The organism is Campylobacter sp. CFSAN093224 (genome assembly GCF_012897395.1).
Taxonomy (GTDB): domain Bacteria; phylum Campylobacterota; class Campylobacteria; order Campylobacterales; family Campylobacteraceae; genus Campylobacter_D; species Campylobacter_D jejuni.
On record NZ_CP040607.1, the window covers coordinates 744,258 to 763,634 of the forward strand.

Below are 19,377 nucleotides of genomic sequence, written 5' to 3' on the forward strand. Positions count from 1 at the left end.
AATGAAAAAATTTCTTTTTATTTTGAGTCTTTTTTGTGTTTTGTCTTATGCTTATGAGCTGAAATTAAATGCCAATATAACAGCTTTAAAGCTTGATAAGCAAAACTTATATATAGGCACTGATAAAGGTGAAATTTTGCAATATAACATTAAAGATAAAAGTTTAAAAGAACTTTTATCTTTGCCAAAGATTAAAAATTATTATGGTGATGATTTTGCTAAAATTTACAACATTGATATTTTTAAACATACACTTTTAATACTTAGCGAGGGTGATTTTGGTGCTAAAAATTTAAGTTTTTATAAGGAAAATTTACAAATCAAAAAGCTCGAAGAAAATAGCATAATAAAAGCATTTTTTATCAATGAAAATACTTATCTTTTGATTTCTATTGGTTCTGAAATAGAATTGATTGATAAAAGTTTAAAAAATATAAAAAAATTTAATTTTTCCCATTCTAGTCTTAATGATGCAGTTTTAAATGAAGATAAGAGTAGACTAATTGCAGGTTTTGAGAGTGGCGAAGTAGAACTTTTTGATTTGAAAAATTGGAAGATGTTGAAAAACTATGATAAAATGCATAAAGATAATATCTATCAAGTAGATTTTAAAAATAATGTTATTTTAAGTTGTGGAACGGATAGGCGTATAGGAGTTGTAAAAAATGAAGAACAAAATTTTTTACAAAAAGATTTTTTGATATATACTTGTGCTTTAAGTCCTAGTGGAGAATTCGCTGTTTATAGCGATAATGAAGCTGGAGTTAGTGAAGTTTTTAGCACAAGTGATTTTAAGCCTGTTAAAACTTTTAATAATGAAAATTTGATGAGTGAGTTTATTATTTTTTTAAACAATAAAGATTTTATCGTTTCAGGCTTTGGTGATAGTATAATGTTTAGGAGTATTGATGAATAATCTTTCTAGTGTTTTGATTTTAGCAAAAGAAGAATATATAAATGATTTAAAAAAGGCTATATCTGAAATTCCTTTTTGTTCTGTAGAACTTTGTGAAAATGAAAAGATTATAGTTGTGATTGAAAGTGAAAATTTAGAAGATGAGTTAAACTCTTATAAAATGCTTGAGAAATTGCCAAATATTATCAGTATTAATATGGTTTTTTCTTATCAAGATTTAAATGATGATATCCAAAAAGCAATCAATAGTGGCGCAATAGAAACGATAGAAAAAAATGAAAATGCTGAGAATGTTCGCTACTATGGTAGTGTGTTTAATCAATTTTCTTAAAGTGTAAAGTATATGGTATTTTTAATCCCATTGCTTATTATAATTGGTGTTATTTTTGGAATTGATTATGTGTATTTTAAAAATCAAGATTTAAAAGTGCAAGTTAAAAAAGAACAAAAAGAATTAAATTCTAGCTTAGAGAAAGAAAAAAAAGAATATATAGAAAAATTGTTTAAAACAAAATAGGCATTAAAAATCATATTATTTTCTTAAAGATAAATTAAAAAGCTTTTTGCTAGAATTAAAGAAAAATTTTAGGAAACAGTGATGAAAAATACAGTCACTGAAGCTTCTATCTATGAGGCTCAAGGGTTAAAAGACGAAGCTTTAGAAATTTATAAAAATATCTTAAAAGAAGATCCGAATAACCAAAACGCTATCGATGCGGTTCGTCGTCTTAGTGGTTTTAGATCCAAGCATAAAGACTTAAACACTCAAATGTTGGATTTTTTTATTAATATGAAAAGCGATGAAGAAATTAATGAATTTAAAAGGTGGTTGATAAAAATATGAATTTGGAAGATTTAGCTAAAAAAACCATTAGCGAAGTTAGCTCTATCATGGAAGAGCAAAGAAGACAAAATGAAATTTTAAAAGAACAAGAATTAAATAGAAAAACTGAAATAAAAGATGAATTACCACCTATGGAGTTTGTATGCGAAGAGCTTGATACTCCGCAAGACTTAGAAGATAAAATTTCTATGGCAAAATTTGAAGAAGAGCAAAAAATACAAAATAATATTGAAATTTCTACTCAGGAAAATAAAGAGTTTAAAAAAGAAGAGCCTTTTTTACAAAATGAAATTTTAAATCCTAGTGTTATGACAGAGGTTCAAACGCTTAATGAGGATATTTTTTTAAAACATCTTAGAGAGAGAATTTTAGTTCTTTTTGAAGGTTTAAATAGCATAAAAAAAGATGATCTTGAAAATAGGTTAAACTTGACCATAAATTTTTTAGAGTTTTTGCTTGCAAATATCGAAGATAAGCTTAAAAAATAATCCCGATTTACAGTTTATCGCTGAGTTTTTAAAGCCTTATACCAAACGAGCGTATTTGGTTGGAGGTAGCGTTAGGGATTTGTTTTTAGGTTTAAAAATTTGCGACTATGATATAGAGCTTTATGATATAAAACCTAAAGATTTTGAAAAGATTATGCAAAAATTGGGCGCACAAGGCTTTGGAAAAAGTTTTTTTGTATATAAGTTTAAAAATTATGATTTAGCTCTTGCTAGAACCGAAAATAAAATAAGCTATGGACATAAAGGTTTTGAAGTTCAAATTTGCAATGATGAAAAACTTGGCGCCAAAAGACGCGATTTTACCATAAATTCTATGATGATTAATCTTTTTAACGATGAGTTTTTAGATTTTTATGGAGGATTAAAAGATCTAGGAGTAGGCTTTTTAAGGCATATTGATAAACAAAGCTTTCAAGAGGATAGTTTAAGGGTATTAAGAGCAGTAGTATTTGCCTCAAGGTTTAACTTTAAGATAACTAGTGAAAGCTTGAAATTGATGCAAAGTATGGATATAACTGATCTTAGCAAAGATAGGATCAATGCGGAGCTTTGTAAATTCTTTAAAAGTCCTAGACTTGATGTTGGCTATAGATATTTACAAGAACTTGGCTTAGAGAAACAGGTTTTCGGCTTTGAGAGTGTTTTTAAGAGTTCGGAATTTCAAAATTTACTCAGACAAAGTAGAGAATTTGTAAAAAGCGATGCTTTATTCTTGTATTTGTATTTGAATTTTTTTAATTTAGAAAAAGATATATTTTTTAAAAGAACTAAACTTAAAAAAGAATACCTAAAATACGCAAATCAAGCTTTTTATCTTGATGATATAAGTGATTTTGAACTAGCAAAAATTGCTTTTGAAATGCCTTTGAAGGAATGGCTTGGACTTTGGAGTAAAAAGCGTATTGAGCAAGCTAAAAGATTAGGGCTTTATGAGAATAAGTTTGAAAGTAAAATTTTAGCAAAAGATTTCATAAATGCTGGATTTTGTGGTAAAATTCTTGGTTTAAAGCTTCAAGAAGCAAGAGAGAATGAATTAAAAGAATATATAAAAGGTTTAGCTAAATGATTTCTGTATTAAAAATTTGCACCAAAGATCAAAAAGGTTTAATTTATAGAATTTCTGATGTTATTTTTAAATATCATATCAATATAGTAAAAAACGATGAATTTGTAGGTGAAGGAATGTTTTTTTTTCGTGCTCTTTTAGAAGGTGAGTTTGATAAAGAAGCTTTTATAGGAACGCTTGAGGCTATGCTTGGACAAGAAGCTTTGATAGAGCTTTGCGAGAAGAGAAAAAAAGATATTGTTGTTTTTGCTACTAAAGAAAGTCATTGTTTGGGAGATTTGCTAATAAAGCATTATAGTAACGAACTTGAAGCAAATATCAAAGCTGTGATTTCAAATCACAACTCTTTAAAGGATTTAGTTGAGAAATTTGAAATTCCTTATCATTTTATCAGCGCTGAAAATTTAGATCGTAAAGAGCAAGAAAATCAGATTTTAAAATGTCTTGAACAATATAAATTTGATTATTTGGTTTTGGCAAAATATATGAGAATTTTATCTCCTGATTTTGTTAGGCATTTTGAAGGCAAGATTATAAATATTCACCATTCTTTCTTACCTGCATTTATAGGAGCAAATCCTTATAAACAAGCCTTTGAAAGAGGGGTTAAAATAATTGGAGCTACGGCACATTTTGTAAATAATAATCTTGATGAAGGTCCTATTATCACTCAAGCTGTTTCGCCTGTAAACCATGAATTTACTTGGCAAGATATGCAACAAGCAGGTAGAAATATAGAAAAAGATGTTCTTTCAAAAGCACTTGATTTGGCTTTTGAAGATAGAATTTTTATACATAATAATAAAACTATAATATTTTAATGCGATAATTTTACTATAGTTTTATTTAAAGCATTAAAAAAATAATCAATATCCTCTTTTTCATGCGTATAATGCAAGCTTATTCTTAACCAACCTGGTTTTGTTTTAAGTTTTTGATTATCTTTTAAGCCTAGCAAATCATGACCATAAGGCCCAGCACAAGCACATCCAGCGCGTGTTTCTATGTGGTATTTTTTACTAAGTTCGTAAGCGATATCAAAAGGAGAAATTCCTTTGATATTGAAAGCAAAAATAGGCAATCGGGTTTTTAAATTCTTTGCGTATAAAATTAAATTAGGTATAGTTTTTAGTTTTTCAAAAAAATAATCTTTTAAAATTTCTTCTTTTTTTTCTATATTTTTAACCCCTATAGAATCTTTGATTTTAAAAGCTAAGCTAGCGCGAATGAGTTGTAAAATTCCAGGTGTTCCTCCTTCTTCTAAAGCTTCTTCATTGCAAAGGTAGCATTGTGAAGTGCGAGAAACATAGCCCACAGTTCCACCTGCGGCAAAGCTAGGTTTGTTTCCACAAAGATCTTTTTTGATGGCTAAAAGTCCAGAACCGCCAATACCACCGATTAATTTATGAGAACTTATAAACAACGCATCATAGTATTGACAAGATATGTTTTTATAGGGAATGAAACTAGATGCATCAAAAGCAACTATCCCTTTAAATTTACGAACCATTTCAGAAATGCGTTTGTAATCACTTAATATCCCAGTAACATTTGAAGCTAAAGAAAAGCTAGCGATTATTTTTCTTTTTTTGTTTTTTTGTAAAGTTTTTTCTAGAAAATCAAAATCAATTTCTCCATTTTTATCCAAGGGAATTCTAATACATTCGCACAAGCCTTCTCGAAATGAAAGTTCATTAGAATGATGCTCATAAGGCCCTACGATAACTAAAGGTAAGGTATTTTTATCAATTTGCGTAAAATATCTTTCTTTTACAAGAGGGGGAATGTAAATGCCGATCAATTCTTGAAATTTTTTAATAGCACTGCTTGATCCTGTTCCGCAAGCTATAAGGGCAAAATTTTCATCTAATGATAAACTTTTTTTTATATCTTTTCTTGCTTGTTCGTAAGTTTGTTGAGTTTTAAAAGAATTCAAAGAGCTATCAGAATGTGTGTTTGCATAGGTTGGGAGAATTTTTAAAATTTCTTTTTCTACACATTTTAGAGCTAAAGCACTTGCTGTGAAGTCAAAATGCAAAATACCTTTTTTTAAGATCAATTCTTTTTTTAAATCTGAAATTTGCAAATACAATCCTTATAAAAATTTGCTAAAATTATACTATAAAAATGCTTTATAAAAGGAAAAATATAAAATTTAAGAACTTTGTAGATTTGCATAAGAATTTGTCTTTAAGTAAGCTTTTTGATTTTTATAGTGTGTTTGAAGGTTTTGAAAAATTAAACATTTTAAATTTTGAAGACGATGTATTTACAAATATAGAGCGAATTTTGCTTGATGATTATCTAAAAATTAAAAGTTATTTCGCCTTGGATGAAACAAGTTCTTACGCTCTTACTTTACTAGCTAAAAACAATCGCAAGCGTTTTTCTATCAATAGAAAAATTCAGCATTTTAAAGCTTTATCTACACTTAAATATCTTTTAGAAACAGGTATAATAAAACTTGAGTATAGTAAGGAAGCTAAAAAAATAAAAGATAAAAGACAAAAAATCAAAAAAGAACTAAGATCTTATGTTGTCCAAGATAAGATTATATTTAGCAACCATTTTACTCGTTTCTTTTTTTATTTTTTAAAGCCCAATGAAAAGCTTATTTTGCAAAATCGTTATAAAGAAGTTTTAGAATGTATTAAGGAAAAATTTGAACTTTATCAAAGTTTTTGTTTTGAACAGCTTTCTAGAGAATTACTTGAGAAAAAATTCAATATCAATGGAGTGCAAAGTTACTGGGATAAGAATTTAGAACTTGATCTTTATTATCAAGATGAAAATTTGTGTTTTGTCGGAGAAGTTAAATTTAAAAATAAAAAAATTTGTAAAAATATTTTAAATCTTTTAAAATCAAAAGCAAAGTCTTTAAATTTGGCTCCAAATTATTACATTATAATCTCAAAAAATGGTTTTAGCAAGGAAATTGATAAAATATGTGAACAGAATTTGCTTTTACTTGATTTGAATGATTTTAAGATTTTATTAGAGGAATGATAAATGAATGAAAGTATTTTAAAAAGTTTAGACTCAAATGAAAAAGAAACCCTACAAAAAGGCTTAGAAAGTCTTATAGAACAAACTTATGTAATAGAAAATGAATACAAAACTTTAAATGAAAACTATAACTCCTTACGCGCGATGGTTGATGAGATTATAGAGGTGTTGCCTAGTGCGCTTTGGATTTTAGATAAAGAAAAAAATATTATTTTACAAAATCAAGAAGCCTTGAAAAATCCAAAATTACTTAGTATCATTAGTCTTGATAAAATTCGTGATGAGCTTGAATTTGAAGGTAGGTTTTATGCGGTAAAAATCATAGCGCATAATGAAAAAACTATAGTTTCAGCTACAGATATTAGCGATGAAAAACGCAATGAAAGGCTTGCAAGCATGGGTAGTGTAGCGGCTCATTTGGCACATGAGATAAGAAATCCTATTGGATCTATATCTTTACTTGCTTCAACCCTTTTTGCTCGTAGTGAGCTTAAAAATAAGCATATAGTTCTTGAAATCCAAAAGGCTATTGCTAGAGTGGAGCGTATCGTAAATTCAACTCTACTTTTTACTAAGGGTGTACACATCAATGCTTTAAATTTTAATCTTTTAGAGTTAAAAGAAGAGTGTGAAAGTGCCATTAACTCTTATAATTTCACTTCTCAAATAGACTTTGAAATATCTTTTTTGGATAAGCAGATTTGTGCTGATAAAGCTCTTCTTGGTTTGGTTTTGCAAAATTTGATTTATAATGCTATTGATGCGATAGAAGAAAGCGAATGTGAAAAGCCTATGATTAAAATTTTAGCAAGTTATGATAATGAAAAAATATGCATCAGAGTGTATGATAATGGTTGTGAAATAAAAGATGAGAAATTGGTTTTTGAAGCTTTTAAAACAACAAAACTTAAAGGCAATGGACTTGGCTTGTCTCTTTCTAAAGAAATCATAAACGCTCATAAGGGAGAGTTAAGTTTTCAAAGTGATCCTAAGAATTTTTATTTTACCTTACCTTTGGTGTGATAAATATTTTCTTTTCACCCCAAAATGGAACAGATCTTGCTTATATTATTTATATAAATATATTTAGATTGAAGGCAGAAAAATCTAAATTAAGGAATTAATATGAGTATCTTTAGTATCAATGATAACTCAAACTATGCAAAGTAAAGAGAGTAAAGAAAGTAAAGAAAATTCTAAAATAAGTTTTGCTAATGCTTTTTTAAAACAAAATGCTAGTAAGTTAAATGAAATTCAAAATGCAAATTCACAAACTCTAGCAAGAAGTGAAGCATTAAATTCTACTAATACAACAAATACTAGCAATAATACTAATTTTAGTATAAGTAGTAAGACAAGTTCTCCTAATTATGATATATCTAGTGAATTTAAAAACTCTATTTATACTCTAAAATACAAACAAGTAGATATAAGTAATACTTCTACTAATACAGCCTATGGTTATAGTGTAGATAAAGATGGTTATATGGGAAGTGATTTTAATAAAGCTGCAGGATTACCTGAAGATTTTAAGATACATAAATCTACTTTGGATGAGATTAAAAAAGCTGCTGAAAATGAACCTTATATTGCAGATATGAAACAATATTTTGGTGTAAGTGAGTATTATACTAATATCGATATGGCTGAAACCATAAAACAATATTATAATCAATTTAATCAAATTGTTAATTATGCTTTTAATGATACCAATAAAACAAGTTTCACTGAAGCAGATATAAATTCTATGCCTAAGGGAATTAGTGAATTATCATCTGATAAAACTATAGGTATTATGCCGAAAAATTATGACAAGCTAACAATAACAAACTATTATAATACACAAGAGCAATATAATGAAGCAGAACAATTAGGAATGTTTGGACATATTAATATAGGCTTACAACCATTAAATTTCACTCCGCAAAGTATGCAAACTCAAAATTTAGATAAAGACATTGCAATAGATACTTTTAATCCTGATATGTCAGTTTATCCACAAAATGAAGATGGAAGTTATTCTAAAGAAGCTTTGTTTATGAGTTTTTTAAAATCAACGGGTGTATCGCCAAGAGAAGGTAGTGCAACATTAAATCCTATAGCTAAGTCTTATGCTGAAGCTATGGCTAAAGAAAGCTTTGATGGCTCTTTAGCTTCTTTAGATGACATTATGACAGGTAAAGTTGATTTTGCAAGTTTGTTAAAAGGCTATGCACAAGAGGGTTGGCTTGATGCAGATATATATGCAATGGATAAAGGGGTTGCTTGGCAAAATACAAGCATAGGTTATGGTGTAGCTTGGTTTGATAGAGAATTTAATCAAGTAAAAGCTAATGGTTGGAAAGCAAGCAGTGAAAGTATCAATTCTTATGTTGGATCTATAATGGATAGATTAAATAATCTTATGGGGCAAACTAGGGTTTAGGAAGTATTTGTACGAAGTCAAATTAAAAATGATGACATTTGCAAATACTTATGCAAATCACATAAAGCTAGGTGCATCGTTTGAAAAGAGTATCAAATCTCCGTGTTTTGTTTCTTTAGCTAGAGTTTGAACTAGTTGACTCTTTTCTTTAAGTATAATGGTTTTTATTTTTAACTCTTTTTTGAAAATTTCAGCATTGATTTGTGCACTAATGATAGCAAGATCAAAACACTCATTGATGATTTTGGCAAGTTTTATATTTTCTTCTTCGCTTACTTCTACTATACCAGGACTTACTAAAACTTTGCGTCCTTTATAGCTTTTACAAAGTTTATAGCTTGTGCTCATACCTTTAAAATTTCCATTAAAACCATCATCTATGATAAATTTAGGCTCTCTTGAAAGCACTTGCAAGCGATGTTCTACGGAATTTATATTTAAAACTTGCTTTTGAATTTTTTCTAGTTTTATGCCAAGATAATGAGCACAAAGTATACAAACACAAAGATTTTGCGCATTAAAATCCCCTAAAATTTGACTTTTAAAATCATAGGATTTATTTTCTATATCGACTTTAAATTCTAAACCTTCAAGACTTGAATGAATAAGACTTAATTTATCATCATAAAGGCTGATGAGTTTATCTTCTTCTTTTTGGGTGCTAGAGTGTAAAAAAGCCTTTTCTAGTCTTTCGGAATTTAAGGCTTCAAGTTTGGTTGAGCGGATATTTTCAACACTTTTAAAATACTCTAAATGTGCATTGCCTATCTCTCCTACTATGCTGATTTGAGGTTGTAAAAAATGCGTGATTTCATCGATATCGCCTTTAAGTCTAGCGCCTGCTTCAGCTATGTAAATTTGAGTATCTTGACTTAAATTAGCATTGATATCAGCAACTATACCTAGTAAGGTATTGACAGAGCGTGGTGTTTTGTAGCTTTTAAAGTCATCTTTTAAAAGTTCGTATAAAAAATTTTTAATACTTGTTTTTCCAAAACTTGCGGTAATGAGTATGATTTTTAAATTTTCATTGGCTCTTAGTTTGGCTTTGGCTTGTTTTTTATAATATAAATTTGTAAAAAACTCATAAATTTTAAGACTCAATAAAGCAAAAGGAAGACTAAAAAGATTAAAAAGAAAAGAAAAACGCAAAGCAAGGATGGTAAAAATAGCATTATAAACAAAAACAAAAACAAAAAACCATTTAACCTTACTTGTAAAAACAAGCTTTTTATCTATGCCTTTATTCCAAAAATACAAAATCGGAGTATGGATCAATGCAAAATATGCCAAAGAGTATAAAGGAAAAGCTAAGAATAAAAAATAAGGAATAAATAAAAAATACAAATGCCACAAAGGTTTATGATAATGAAAAAACACGCGTTTAAATTTATAAGAATACCATTGTAAAGCACTCATAAGATAAAAAGCTATACAAAAATTAAAAAATAAAGAATTGATAAAATAAAGAGTATTGATAAGCATTTAAATTTCCTTGATTTTTTGAGCTATGAAAGCAGAGTGTTTTAAAAAGAAAAAATGATCCCCCTCTAAAGGATAAAAAGTACTATTTTTTAAAAATTGATGCATTTTTTCACCACAATACAAAGGCGTAGCTTCATCGCTTTTTCCCCAAAAAATCAAGCTTTTAGCCTTTTGCTTGGCAAAAATTTCACTAAAATCCTCATCAACAACCTTTTTAAAGGTTTCATACATTATAGGACTAAGATTTGCTCCATCTTTACTAGCAAAATAGCGATAAAATTTTCCCAAACCAAAGAGTTTTAAAATTTTAAAAATACGGATTTTAAAACGCACTTTTAGGGATTTTTTAGCCAAAATTCCTGCACTTGAAAGTAAGATTAGGGTGTCTTTTTCTTTTGCGAGTAGGGTACTTACTTTTCCACCAAAAGAATGCCCCATGAAAAAACAGACATTGAGTTTTTTTTGTTTTAAAAAAAGTTCTGTGATATTGGCATAATCTTGAGTGTTTAAAATTTCTTCCACGCTTGAATTTCCAAAACCTGCTAAATCCATATAAATTTGACAAAAATCTTTCAAAAAAGGACAAAAACTTTGTTTCATAAGTTTTTTATCAGCTCCCCAGCCGTGTAAGATAAGTATTTGCGGTAAGGAAAGATCACCTAAAATTTCATAAGAAATTTGATAAGTTTTGTTTTTATAAGAAAGTTGAGTTTGAGCCATTTTAAGCCTTTTGATTTTTGTAGATATTTTCTAAAAGTTGCATGGCATTTTGTAAGCGTTCAAATTCTTTCATACTAAGCATTACAGCTTCAAATTTGTTATTTTTTAAAATAACTATTTTTCCACTTTCGCTTTTTTTGAGTTTTTCCATAATGGGGCTAAAATTTCTTACCACTTCGGTGGCAGTGTAAATTTCATCTTGTTTAAAAGAGAGCATTTTTCTTCCTAAAATACGCTAAATTTTATGTATAATTTAGCGCATTTTGACTTAAAAGCTTATAATTTTCCTTTTTGTCCGTTAATGGAGTGAAGGAAGTTGTAATTGATTTTTATCATTTTTTCAAGTGAAATTTGATCAGCTAAAGCGTTTAAAGTGGTATTAAAATCTTTAAAAAGATAATTAGCCAAAGAACCAGGGTTTGGGTTGATTTCATTTAAATATACTTCATTATTCAGTATAAAAAAATCACAGCGTATTAAAGCACCTTTAAACAAAGGATTGTAGATCTTTTTAAAGCTATCTTTGAGTTTTTCTTTTAATTCTTCGCTTAAATCTGCTTCTATAAGTTCATTGTGTCCTGAAAAGCTAAGATATTTTTGTTCAAAGTCTAAAAATTCTTTTTTCTTTGGCTCTTCTATAATGGAAAAAACAAACTCATCATTGATCATACATCCTGCAAGATTGTATTCTTTGATATTGTTTTTAAATTCTTCTACTACAAGATCATTGTCAAATTCAAAACCTACATCTTTGGCGTATTCTAAATCTTTTTCATCTTTTACTATACTAATACCTATACTACTTCCAAGTCTTGCAGGTTTGATAATGCAAGGAAAACTAAGCTTTTCTTTAGAGTTTTGATTTTTTCTTAGTATGGTATAATCAAGTGTTTTTACTCCAACGCTTTTGGCATAAAGTTTGGTAAGTTCTTTGTTAAAAGATAATACACTAGCTTCAAGCCTAGGTCCTATAAATTTAATAGAATAAAACTCAAATAAAGCCGCAATTTTTCCATCTTCTCCATCTCTACCATGGATAAGATTGATCACGCATTCGCACTCTAGTTTATTTTCTTTTAAAAAGCCTTTGTTAAAAAAACCTCCTTGTTTGATGAAGAGTTCTTTTTCTTTTTTATAAGCTTTAGTGCTAAAAGTTTTAGAATTCATTTTTTCACTTGGGATATGATAAAATCTTCTTTCTTCATCACAAAAAATAAATTCTAAATTTTGATTGATAACTTTTTTAAGCACTACAGCGCTTACTATACTGATCTCATGTTCATAAGAATTTCCGCCAAAAAGTATTGCAAATTTCATTTTATTCCTTTATCCTAGTTTTTTAAGAGCTTCTTTGATGAGTTCGCTTGTGCCTGTTGCTTGAGCACTTGCTAAAACACTTATGATTTTTTCTTGTTTAAAGCCTAGAGTAAGAAGTGCGGCTAAGGCTTCGCTTTTATCATCGCTTACATTTTCAAGTTTGGTTTTTGTGTCAGAAAGTTCTACTATAATGCGTTTTGCACTTTTTGGACCTATGCCAGGTACTTTTTTAAGCACGCTTTCATCGCTCAAACTTAACGCTTTGTAAAAAGAATTTACATCAAGACTAGAGCATACTGCCATAGCAGTATTTGCACCCACTCCATTGACTTTTAAAAGCATTTCAAACATTTTTTGTTCATCTTTATCCAAGAAGCCATAAAATTTATTAGAATCTTCTTTGATGATTTGAGTAATAAAAAACTCATGCTTTTCTTGAGTTTGAATTTTAGCAGAACAAAAAAGCGAAATAAATATCCCATAGCTTAAACCACTAGCACATTTAACAATGATAAAAGTAGGTTCTTTTTTTGTGATTATTCCTTCGATGCCGACAACCATGCTATATCCTTTTCTTCATAATCTAATTTTTTATGTATTTCTATACTTTCTTGGTTGTTTTGTATGACTTTTTTAATGCCTATAAATTTAGCACTTTCATTAACAAATGAAGAGTAAAAAATATCTTCTTTAGGTTCTAGAAGTGAAAATTTGATCTCATTCATGTCAGTCCATTTGCCGCTTTTATTTATAAAAGTTGCTTCAAAAAGCATTTTTTGCAAATTGATTAATTCTAATTGTAAAGATTTTTTGCGTTCAAGAAGTTCTTTTTCTTCATTTTGTAGTTTATTTAATTCAAGATTTTGTAAAGAGAAATCTTTTAGGGCTTTTTCGTATTGTACAGGAACATTTTGACCTTGATTTTTAAGTTCTGTTATCTTTTTTTCAACGCTTAAAATTCCATTTTTGCTTGATAAAATGTATTGTCTTATTTTATTTATTTTATGATTTAACTTAGAAATTTGCTCTCCTAAAATCGCAAATTCTTCATCATAATTTTTATCAAGAGTTTTAATTTTAGCATGAAATTTATTGTTATCCCCGTTAATGCGTTCTATTGTGGTGTTTTCAAAAAACACACAAGAATTATTACTTTCTAAATTTTCTATATAGATTTTATCAGCTTGTATATTTCCGCCTAAACTTTTTTTAATTCTCACTTCTTTGGCTTTGATTGTTCCACCTTCGAGCAAATCTATATTTAAAATTTCGGCTTCCGCAAATCCTCTATGAGTTTTTATATAGGCTTGTTTGGCTTGAATTTTGGCTTTAGAGTGCGTAGTGCCTTCAATTTTCATTTTGGTGGCATTAAGTTGAGTGTTGCTTCCTACGCTTCCGACTACATTTAATTCTTCACATTCTATCCCAACGCCAGAATTTACAGCATCTTTTACTTCTGAAAGAAATTTTATATTGATTTTGACATTTTTGTCTAGTCCAGCTCTTATAATCCCTATATTTTTAAAATCTACCCCATTAAAATCTAGTTCATTGGCGATATCAAATTTTTCACCATCTTGTACTACATAACCTTTTTTTAAGGCTATATATTCTGTGTATCCATCTTGCTCTACTTGTTTAAAAGCCGAAGAACAAGAAAATTTAACTTTATTTTCATTTGCGGCTAAAACTTTTAAGGTGTGTAAATTTAAGTCTTTTCCTTCTTTACCTTGTTTAAATTTGACGTGTTTTAAAACAACTTCATTTTCATCAACAACAATAATACCTGAGCGTTTTTCATCGATAGTGTAGTTTTTGATTTTTTCTTTATAAGTCAAGATCAGAGATTCATCTTGACTTTCTATAGGATCAATACCTTGTGCAACGGTGATTTGTATAGTTTTATTTAAAGGGGTGTTTTTATATTGGTTGCAAAAAGACATTAATTTTTTCTTAAAATCAAAAATGCGGATACCTATTAAAAATTTAAGTTTCAACATCTTTTTATAAATATTTTGCAAAAGTTCTAGTGCTAGTTTTTCATGAAAGTCTAAATTTGTAAAATCAATTTGAGCAACTATTTTGGTTAAATTTTTATTTGCAACTAGTTTGACTGCTTGAGATGCTTTGCTTTGGTTTATACCGTGGAAAATTTCTATTTTGTATTCTTGCTTGATTTGAAGATCATTTTTTAAAAAAATTTCATCTTTATCAAAAAGAGTTAATTCTTTTTCAGAGATTTTTTCCCATTCTAAATCTCCAAAACGATATTGTGTAGAAAATGCCAATAAACTAAAATCAAGCTCATTTAAGCTAAGGTTTGTTCGTGAAGCTACGCTTAAAAGCTCTCGAGCTGGATTTTCTGTATAGGCAATAATTTTTTCATCCAAAGCCAAAACTTTCCCCTTGTAAAAAATTAAGAATGTAATTATAGTCAATTTTTAATCAATTTTAGTTAAAATAGTTCTCTTTATATTTTGAAATTTATGAAAAAATTTAATGAAGAGTTTAGTATTTAAAAATTTTATTATCAATGCTTTAGGAATTTTATTTTCAAGAATTTTAGGGCTTGCTAGAGATGTTTTAATAGCGCTTTTTTTAGGAGCAGGGCTTTATAGTGATATTTTTTTTGTGGCTTTAAAAATGCCTGCTTTTTTTAGAAGAATTTTTGCAGAAGGGGCTTTTGGACAAAGTTTTTTGCCTAATTTTGTAAAAGCGAAAAAAAAGGGAGCTTTTTGCGTTAGTGTAATGATGCAATTTAGCCTTATAGTTTTTTTATTTTGTCTTTTGGTAAGTTTTTTTTCCTCTTTTTTTACTAAGCTTTTTGCTTTTGGGTTTAACGCAGATACTATAGCTTTAGCGGCTCCTTTGGTGGCGATTAATTTTTGGTATTTGTTTTTTATTTTTTTAGTTACTTTTTTAGGAGCTATTTTAAATTATAGACAAAAATTTTTCATTACCTCTTTTTCTGCGGCATTATTTAACTTAAGTATTGTTATAGCTGCCTTTTTTGTGGATAAAAATGCACCGCAAAATACACTTTATTATTTTTCTTATGCAACGGTTTTAAGTGGGGTGGCACAGCTTATTTTACATTTGCTTGTTTTAAAAAACAATCCTGTAATACGTGCTATGGCTTTAAGTATAAAATTTAAAAAAGCCAAGGCGAAATTACAAGGTTTTTATGGCAATTTTTTTCATGGAGTTTTAGGTTCTTCTGCGACTCAATTTAGCTCATTGCTTGATACAACCATAGCTAGTTTTTTAATGAGCGGGAGTATTTCTTATCTTTATTATGCAAATCGCGTCTTCCAACTCCCCCTTGCACTTTTTGCTATCGCTCTAACTCAAGTTTCTTTTCCAAAAATTTTAAAACATTTAAAAAGTGGTCAAGAAAATTTAGCTTTAAAATTTATGCAAAGAGCATTAGCGCTTTTAAGCATTTTGCTTATTGCTTCTAGTATTGTAGGTTCTGTGTTTGCTTTGGAAATTTCAAAACTTTTATTTGAAAGAGGAAATTTCACTCACGAAGATAGTGTGATTACGGCTTATGTTTTGATTGCTTATCTTATAGGGCTTTTACCTTTTGGTTTGCAAAAGCTTTTTTCTTTGTGGCTTTATGCAAAATTTAAACAAAAAACAGCAGCTTGGATCGCGGTAAAATCTTTAATTATCAGTGCTTTATGTTCTATGGCTTTTATATTTTTGATTAAAGATGAAAGTTTAAAGGTTATTGCAGTAGCACTTTCAAGCTCTATTAGTGCTTTTTATTTGCTTGGAGCTAATATCAAAGAATTTGGTTTTAAGAAATTTTTTGCTTTAATATCTATTAAAATTTGCTTATTGGTTATAGTTGCTTTGATTGTTTTTACGATCTTACTTATTTTGATTAAACCTTATATTTTAAGTTTTTTTATAGGAATTTTTACAAGTTTTAAAGGAGTTTTTTAATGAGATTATTAGATAGTGTAACAAAAGAGAAAATAAAACTTGATAAAAAAGATATTAGTATTTATTTATGCGGACCTACGGTTTATGATGATGCACATTTAGGACATGCAAGAAGTAGTGTTTGTTTTGATCTTTTGCGTAGGGTTTTACTTGCTCAAGGCAATAGGGTAAAATTTGCTAGAAATTATACAGATATTGATGATAAGATTTTGAAAAAAATGGCTCAAAGTGGTCAAACTTTAGAGGAAATTACGGAATTTTATATCAAAAGTTATGAAGAGGATATGAGGGTTTTAAATGTATTAGATCCTGATTTTAAACCTCGTGCAACGCATTATATAACAGCTATGCTTGATTTGATTAAAAAGCTTGCTAAGGATGGGTTTGTTTATACTCTAGAAGATGGAATTTATTTTGATACAAGTAAAGATGAAAAATATTTAAGCCTATCAAATCGCAATTTAGAAGAAAATATCTCTCGTCTAAGTAATGAAGTGCAAAAAAGAAATGAAAGCGATTTTGTGCTTTGGAAATTTGATGAAAATTTTTACGAAAGTGAATTTGGCAAAGGGCGTCCAGGTTGGCATACTGAATGTGTTGCTATGATTGATTCTATTTTTGAAAATACTCTTGATATACATGCTGGAGGGATAGATTTGCTTTTTCCTCATCATGAAAATGAAGCTGCGCAATGTCGTTGTGGATGTAAGAGAAAATTAGCAAATATTTGGCTTCACAATGGTTTTGTAAAAATCGATGGCGAAAAAATGAGTAAAAGTTTAAATAATAGTTTTTTTATAAAAGATGCTTTAAAAGAATTTATGGGCGAGGCTTTAAGATTTTATCTTTTGAGTTCTCATTATAGATCTCATTTTAATTATTCTTTATCGGATTTAGAAAATGCTAAAAAACGTTTAGATAAATTTTATCGCCTTAAAAAAAGATTGGATTTAGGTGAAATTTCTGATTTTGATGTTTTAAATGATATTGAAATAAAAAGCGAAATTGCTAAGCAAATTTTAGAGATTTTAAATGATGATTTAAATGTTTCTAAAGCCTTAGCTCTTTTGGATGATTTTATCAGTAGTGCAAATTTAGAGTTGGATAAAGAAAGCAAAAATAAAATTTTAAAACAAAATATCAAAGAAGCTTTAAGTGAGCTAGCTAAAATTTTTGGCTTTGGTTTTATGGATGCAACTTTATATTTTCAATGGGGTGTAAGCAAAGAAGAACGAGAAGAGATTGAAAAGTTAATTTTAGAAAGAACTGAGGCTAAGAAAAACAAAGATTTTAACACAGCTGATGCAATAAGAGAGCAATTAAATAGTAAAAAAATCACTCTTTTGGATACTCCAAATGGAACAATTTGGGAGAAAATAAATGCATAATGAGATGAATTTAAAAGAGGTTTTAATACGCTTTAAGCCCTTTTATAAAAGATATTGGAAACAATTTGCTATAGCTATTTTTGGTATGATTTTAGCAAGCGGAGGAACTGCTGGAAGTTTTTATGCTTTAGAGCCTATTTTAAATTATATTTTCGTTGAAAAAAATGAAGCTTTACTTTATACAGTACCTTTTTTGCTAGTATTGATGTATTTTTTTAAAAATCTTGGAACTTATTTACAAAGTTTTTATGTTTCCTTTATAGGAACAGATATGTTAAGAGTATTGCGTGCTAGGGTTTTAAAAAATGTTTTACGCTTGGATATGGATTTTTTTAAACGCTATAGAAGCGGAGAGCTTGTAAGTCGTTGTACTAATGATATTAATGCACTTCAAAGCATAGTATCAAACATTATTCCTGATTTTTTTAGAGAGCTTTTAACTGCTATAGGACTGCTTGCGGTAGTCTTGTATCAAAGTCCTACTTTGGCTTTTTTTGCTTTAGTGATTTTGCCTTTAGCTATTTTTCCTTTGGTATGGTTTGCTAAAAAACTTAAAAAATATGCAAGAAATATACAAGAAACAAATTCGGATTTACTTTCTTATTTGGGTGAAATTTTTTCAAATATTGAATTGATCAAAGCTAATGATAATGAAAAAAAAGAAAGTGATAAATTTGCTAAGCATAATGATACTTTATGTAAATTAAACCTAAAATCCGCACGTATTGATGCACTTACAAGTCCTTTAATGGATATGATGGGTTCTGTTGGGGTTGCTGTGGTGATTATTGTAGGGGGTAGAGAGGTTATCAATGGTTCTATGAGTGTGGGAAGTTTTATCAGTTTTGTTTCGGCACTTTTTGCGATATATACTCCTTTAAAGCGTCTTTCGTCTTTATATGGAAAACTTCAAGGTGCTGTTGCGGCAAGTGAAAGAACTTTTTATTTATTGGATTTAGAACCTCAAATTAAAGGTGGAAGCAAAGAATTAAAAAACATTGAAAAAATTAGCTTTGAAAATGTTGAATTTACTTATGAAAACCCGCATAAAAGTGTTTTAAAAGGCGTAAATTTTGATTTTGTTAAAGGGCAAATGCTTGCTCTTGTAGGGACAAGTGGGGGTGGTAAATCTTCTATTATTAATCTTTTGATGTATTTTTATGAAAAGCAAAAAGGTAAAATTTTACTCAATCAAGAAGATATTAGCACTTTTACCATAGAAAGCTTACATGCTAAAATAGGACTTGTAACGCAAAATATTTATCTTTTTAATGATAGTTTTGCTGCAAATATTGCTTATAGCGAAGAGTTAGAAGAAGAAAAAGTCATCCAAGCTTTAAAATTGGCCAATGCTTATGAATTTGTTAAAGAAATGGGCGGGATTTGGGCTGAAGTGAAAGAACATGGTAAGAACTTAAGTGGAGGGCAAAAACAAAGAATAGCAATCGCTAGAGCTTTATATAAAAATCCTGATGTGCTTATTTTTGATGAAGCAACTTCAGCTTTGGATAATGAAAGTGAAAAAGCAATAGTTAAAACTATAGAAAATTTAAAACAAGATAGATTGATTTTAGTGGTTGCACATCGTTTAAGCACTATAGAAAATGCGGATAAAATAGTAGTATTGGATAAGGGTAAGGTATTGGCAATAGGTAAAGATGAAGAGCTTTTGCAAACTTGTTCTTTGTATCAAAAATTTAAAAGCAAAGAAAAAACAAAGCCCAGCTTTAGTTAATTTTAGTTAGAATTT

At 28.7% G+C, this 19,377-nt stretch carries 20 protein-coding genes; 13 read left to right on the plus strand and 7 right to left on the minus strand.

Annotated features, from left to right (window positions below; translation table 11 throughout):
* Position 1: 1 nt before the first annotated feature.
* The 7 genes from FBF11_RS03855 (at position 2) to purU (ending at position 4,156) form a co-directional block, all read left to right on the plus strand.
* Entirely contained in the window at positions 2-916 is a 915-nt protein-coding gene (locus tag FBF11_RS03855; RefSeq protein ID WP_002852557.1) for a WD40 repeat domain-containing protein, read from the plus strand.
* Entirely contained in the window at positions 909-1,247 is a 339-nt protein-coding gene (locus FBF11_RS03860; RefSeq protein ID WP_002852435.1) for a chaperone NapD, read from the plus strand. Before FBF11_RS03855 ends, FBF11_RS03860 begins: the two co-directional genes overlap by 8 nt.
* Positions 1,248-1,259: 12 nt before the next feature.
* The gene (gene tatA2 / locus FBF11_RS03865) at positions 1,260-1,433 is read left to right on the plus strand and encodes a Sec-independent protein translocase subunit TatA2 (protein ID WP_002852615.1); all 174 of its coding nucleotides are present in this window, start codon (positions 1,260-1,262) and stop codon (positions 1,431-1,433) included.
* A 78-nt stretch (positions 1,434-1,511) separates the two neighbouring features.
* Entirely contained in the window at positions 1,512-1,760 is a 249-nt protein-coding gene (locus FBF11_RS03870) for a tetratricopeptide repeat protein (RefSeq protein WP_010891888.1), read from the plus strand.
* Positions 1,757-2,248, plus strand: coding sequence for a hypothetical protein (locus tag FBF11_RS03875; protein ID WP_002852635.1), 492 nt, complete (start codon positions 1,757-1,759; stop codon positions 2,246-2,248). Before FBF11_RS03870 ends, FBF11_RS03875 begins: the two co-directional genes overlap by 4 nt.
* The gene (locus tag FBF11_RS03880; RefSeq protein WP_002868507.1) at positions 2,217-3,335 is read left to right on the plus strand and encodes a CCA tRNA nucleotidyltransferase; all 1,119 of its coding nucleotides are present in this window, start codon (positions 2,217-2,219) and stop codon (positions 3,333-3,335) included. The genes FBF11_RS03875 and FBF11_RS03880 overlap by 32 nt, the downstream gene beginning before the upstream one ends.
* Positions 3,332-4,156: a formyltetrahydrofolate deformylase gene (gene purU, locus FBF11_RS03885; RefSeq protein WP_002852510.1), complete on the plus strand. Its 825-nt coding sequence runs from the start codon at positions 3,332-3,334 to the stop codon at positions 4,154-4,156. Before FBF11_RS03880 ends, purU begins: the two co-directional genes overlap by 4 nt.
* Here purU and FBF11_RS03890 read toward each other — a convergent pair.
* The gene (locus FBF11_RS03890; protein ID WP_002864147.1) at positions 4,153-5,427 is read right to left on the minus strand and encodes an aminotransferase class V-fold PLP-dependent enzyme; all 1,275 of its coding nucleotides are present in this window, start codon (positions 5,425-5,427) and stop codon (positions 4,153-4,155) included. The two genes, purU and FBF11_RS03890, sit on opposite strands and share 4 nt — an antisense overlap.
* 35 nt (positions 5,428-5,462) lie before the next feature.
* Between FBF11_RS03890 and FBF11_RS03895 the strand changes: the two genes are divergently transcribed.
* The 3 genes from FBF11_RS03895 to FBF11_RS03905 all read left to right on the plus strand — a co-directional run bounded on the left by FBF11_RS03895 (position 5,463) and on the right by FBF11_RS03905 (position 8,766).
* Entirely contained in the window at positions 5,463-6,341 is an 879-nt protein-coding gene (locus FBF11_RS03895; protein WP_002852402.1) for a DUF234 domain-containing protein, read from the plus strand.
* A 3-nt stretch (positions 6,342-6,344) separates the two neighbouring features.
* A complete protein-coding gene (gene flgS, locus FBF11_RS03900) occupies positions 6,345-7,364 on the plus strand; it encodes a fla regulon two-component system sensor histidine kinase FlgS (protein WP_002852488.1) in 1,020 nt (339 codons plus the stop codon).
* Between the two features lie 121 nt (positions 7,365-7,485).
* Positions 7,486-8,766: a hypothetical protein gene (locus FBF11_RS03905; RefSeq protein WP_168977459.1), complete on the plus strand. Its 1,281-nt coding sequence runs from the start codon at positions 7,486-7,488 to the stop codon at positions 8,764-8,766.
* A gap of 57 nt (positions 8,767-8,823) precedes the next feature.
* On the opposite strand, the gene murF is transcribed toward FBF11_RS03905, so the two are convergent.
* The 6 genes from murF to FBF11_RS03935 are packed head-to-tail and all read right to left on the minus strand — an operon-like array spanning position 8,824 to position 14,684.
* Positions 8,824-10,251, minus strand: coding sequence for a UDP-N-acetylmuramoyl-tripeptide--D-alanyl-D-alanine ligase (murF, locus tag FBF11_RS03910; RefSeq protein ID WP_002874679.1), 1,428 nt, complete (start codon positions 10,249-10,251; stop codon positions 8,824-8,826).
* Positions 10,252-10,971: an alpha/beta hydrolase gene (locus FBF11_RS03915; RefSeq protein ID WP_002852645.1), complete on the minus strand. Its 720-nt coding sequence runs from the start codon at positions 10,969-10,971 to the stop codon at positions 10,252-10,254.
* Between the two features lies 1 nt (position 10,972).
* The gene (locus tag FBF11_RS03920; protein ID WP_002852622.1) at positions 10,973-11,188 is read right to left on the minus strand and encodes a type II toxin-antitoxin system Phd/YefM family antitoxin; all 216 of its coding nucleotides are present in this window, start codon (positions 11,186-11,188) and stop codon (positions 10,973-10,975) included.
* 59 nt (positions 11,189-11,247) lie between these two features.
* Positions 11,248-12,288 carry a D-alanine--D-alanine ligase gene (locus FBF11_RS03925; protein ID WP_002874678.1) on the minus strand — a complete coding sequence of 347 codons (1,041 nt, stop codon included), beginning with the start codon at positions 12,286-12,288 and terminating at the stop codon, positions 11,248-11,250.
* A gap of 9 nt (positions 12,289-12,297) precedes the next feature.
* Entirely contained in the window at positions 12,298-12,849 is a 552-nt protein-coding gene (gene ruvA, locus FBF11_RS03930; protein WP_057042382.1) for a Holliday junction branch migration protein RuvA, read from the minus strand.
* Positions 12,825-14,684 carry a flagellar assembly protein A gene (locus FBF11_RS03935; RefSeq protein WP_057097125.1) on the minus strand — a complete coding sequence of 620 codons (1,860 nt, stop codon included), beginning with the start codon at positions 14,682-14,684 and terminating at the stop codon, positions 12,825-12,827. The genes ruvA and FBF11_RS03935 overlap by 25 nt, the downstream gene beginning before the upstream one ends.
* Positions 14,685-14,787: 103 nt before the next feature.
* Here FBF11_RS03935 and murJ point away from each other — a divergent pair, with 103 nt between their 5' ends.
* The 3 genes from murJ to FBF11_RS03950 are packed head-to-tail and all read left to right on the plus strand — an operon-like array spanning position 14,788 to position 19,362.
* Positions 14,788-16,239 (plus strand): murein biosynthesis integral membrane protein MurJ, encoded by a 1,452-nt coding sequence (murJ, locus tag FBF11_RS03940; RefSeq protein ID WP_002856935.1) that lies wholly within the window; start codon positions 14,788-14,790, stop codon positions 16,237-16,239.
* The gene (gene cysS, locus FBF11_RS03945) at positions 16,239-17,627 is read left to right on the plus strand and encodes a cysteine--tRNA ligase (RefSeq protein ID WP_002871728.1); all 1,389 of its coding nucleotides are present in this window, start codon (positions 16,239-16,241) and stop codon (positions 17,625-17,627) included. The genes murJ and cysS overlap by 1 nt, the downstream gene beginning before the upstream one ends.
* Entirely contained in the window at positions 17,620-19,362 is a 1,743-nt protein-coding gene (locus FBF11_RS03950; RefSeq protein WP_057042384.1) for an ABC transporter ATP-binding protein, read from the plus strand. The genes cysS and FBF11_RS03950 overlap by 8 nt, the downstream gene beginning before the upstream one ends.
* Positions 19,363-19,377 lie beyond the last annotated feature (15 nt).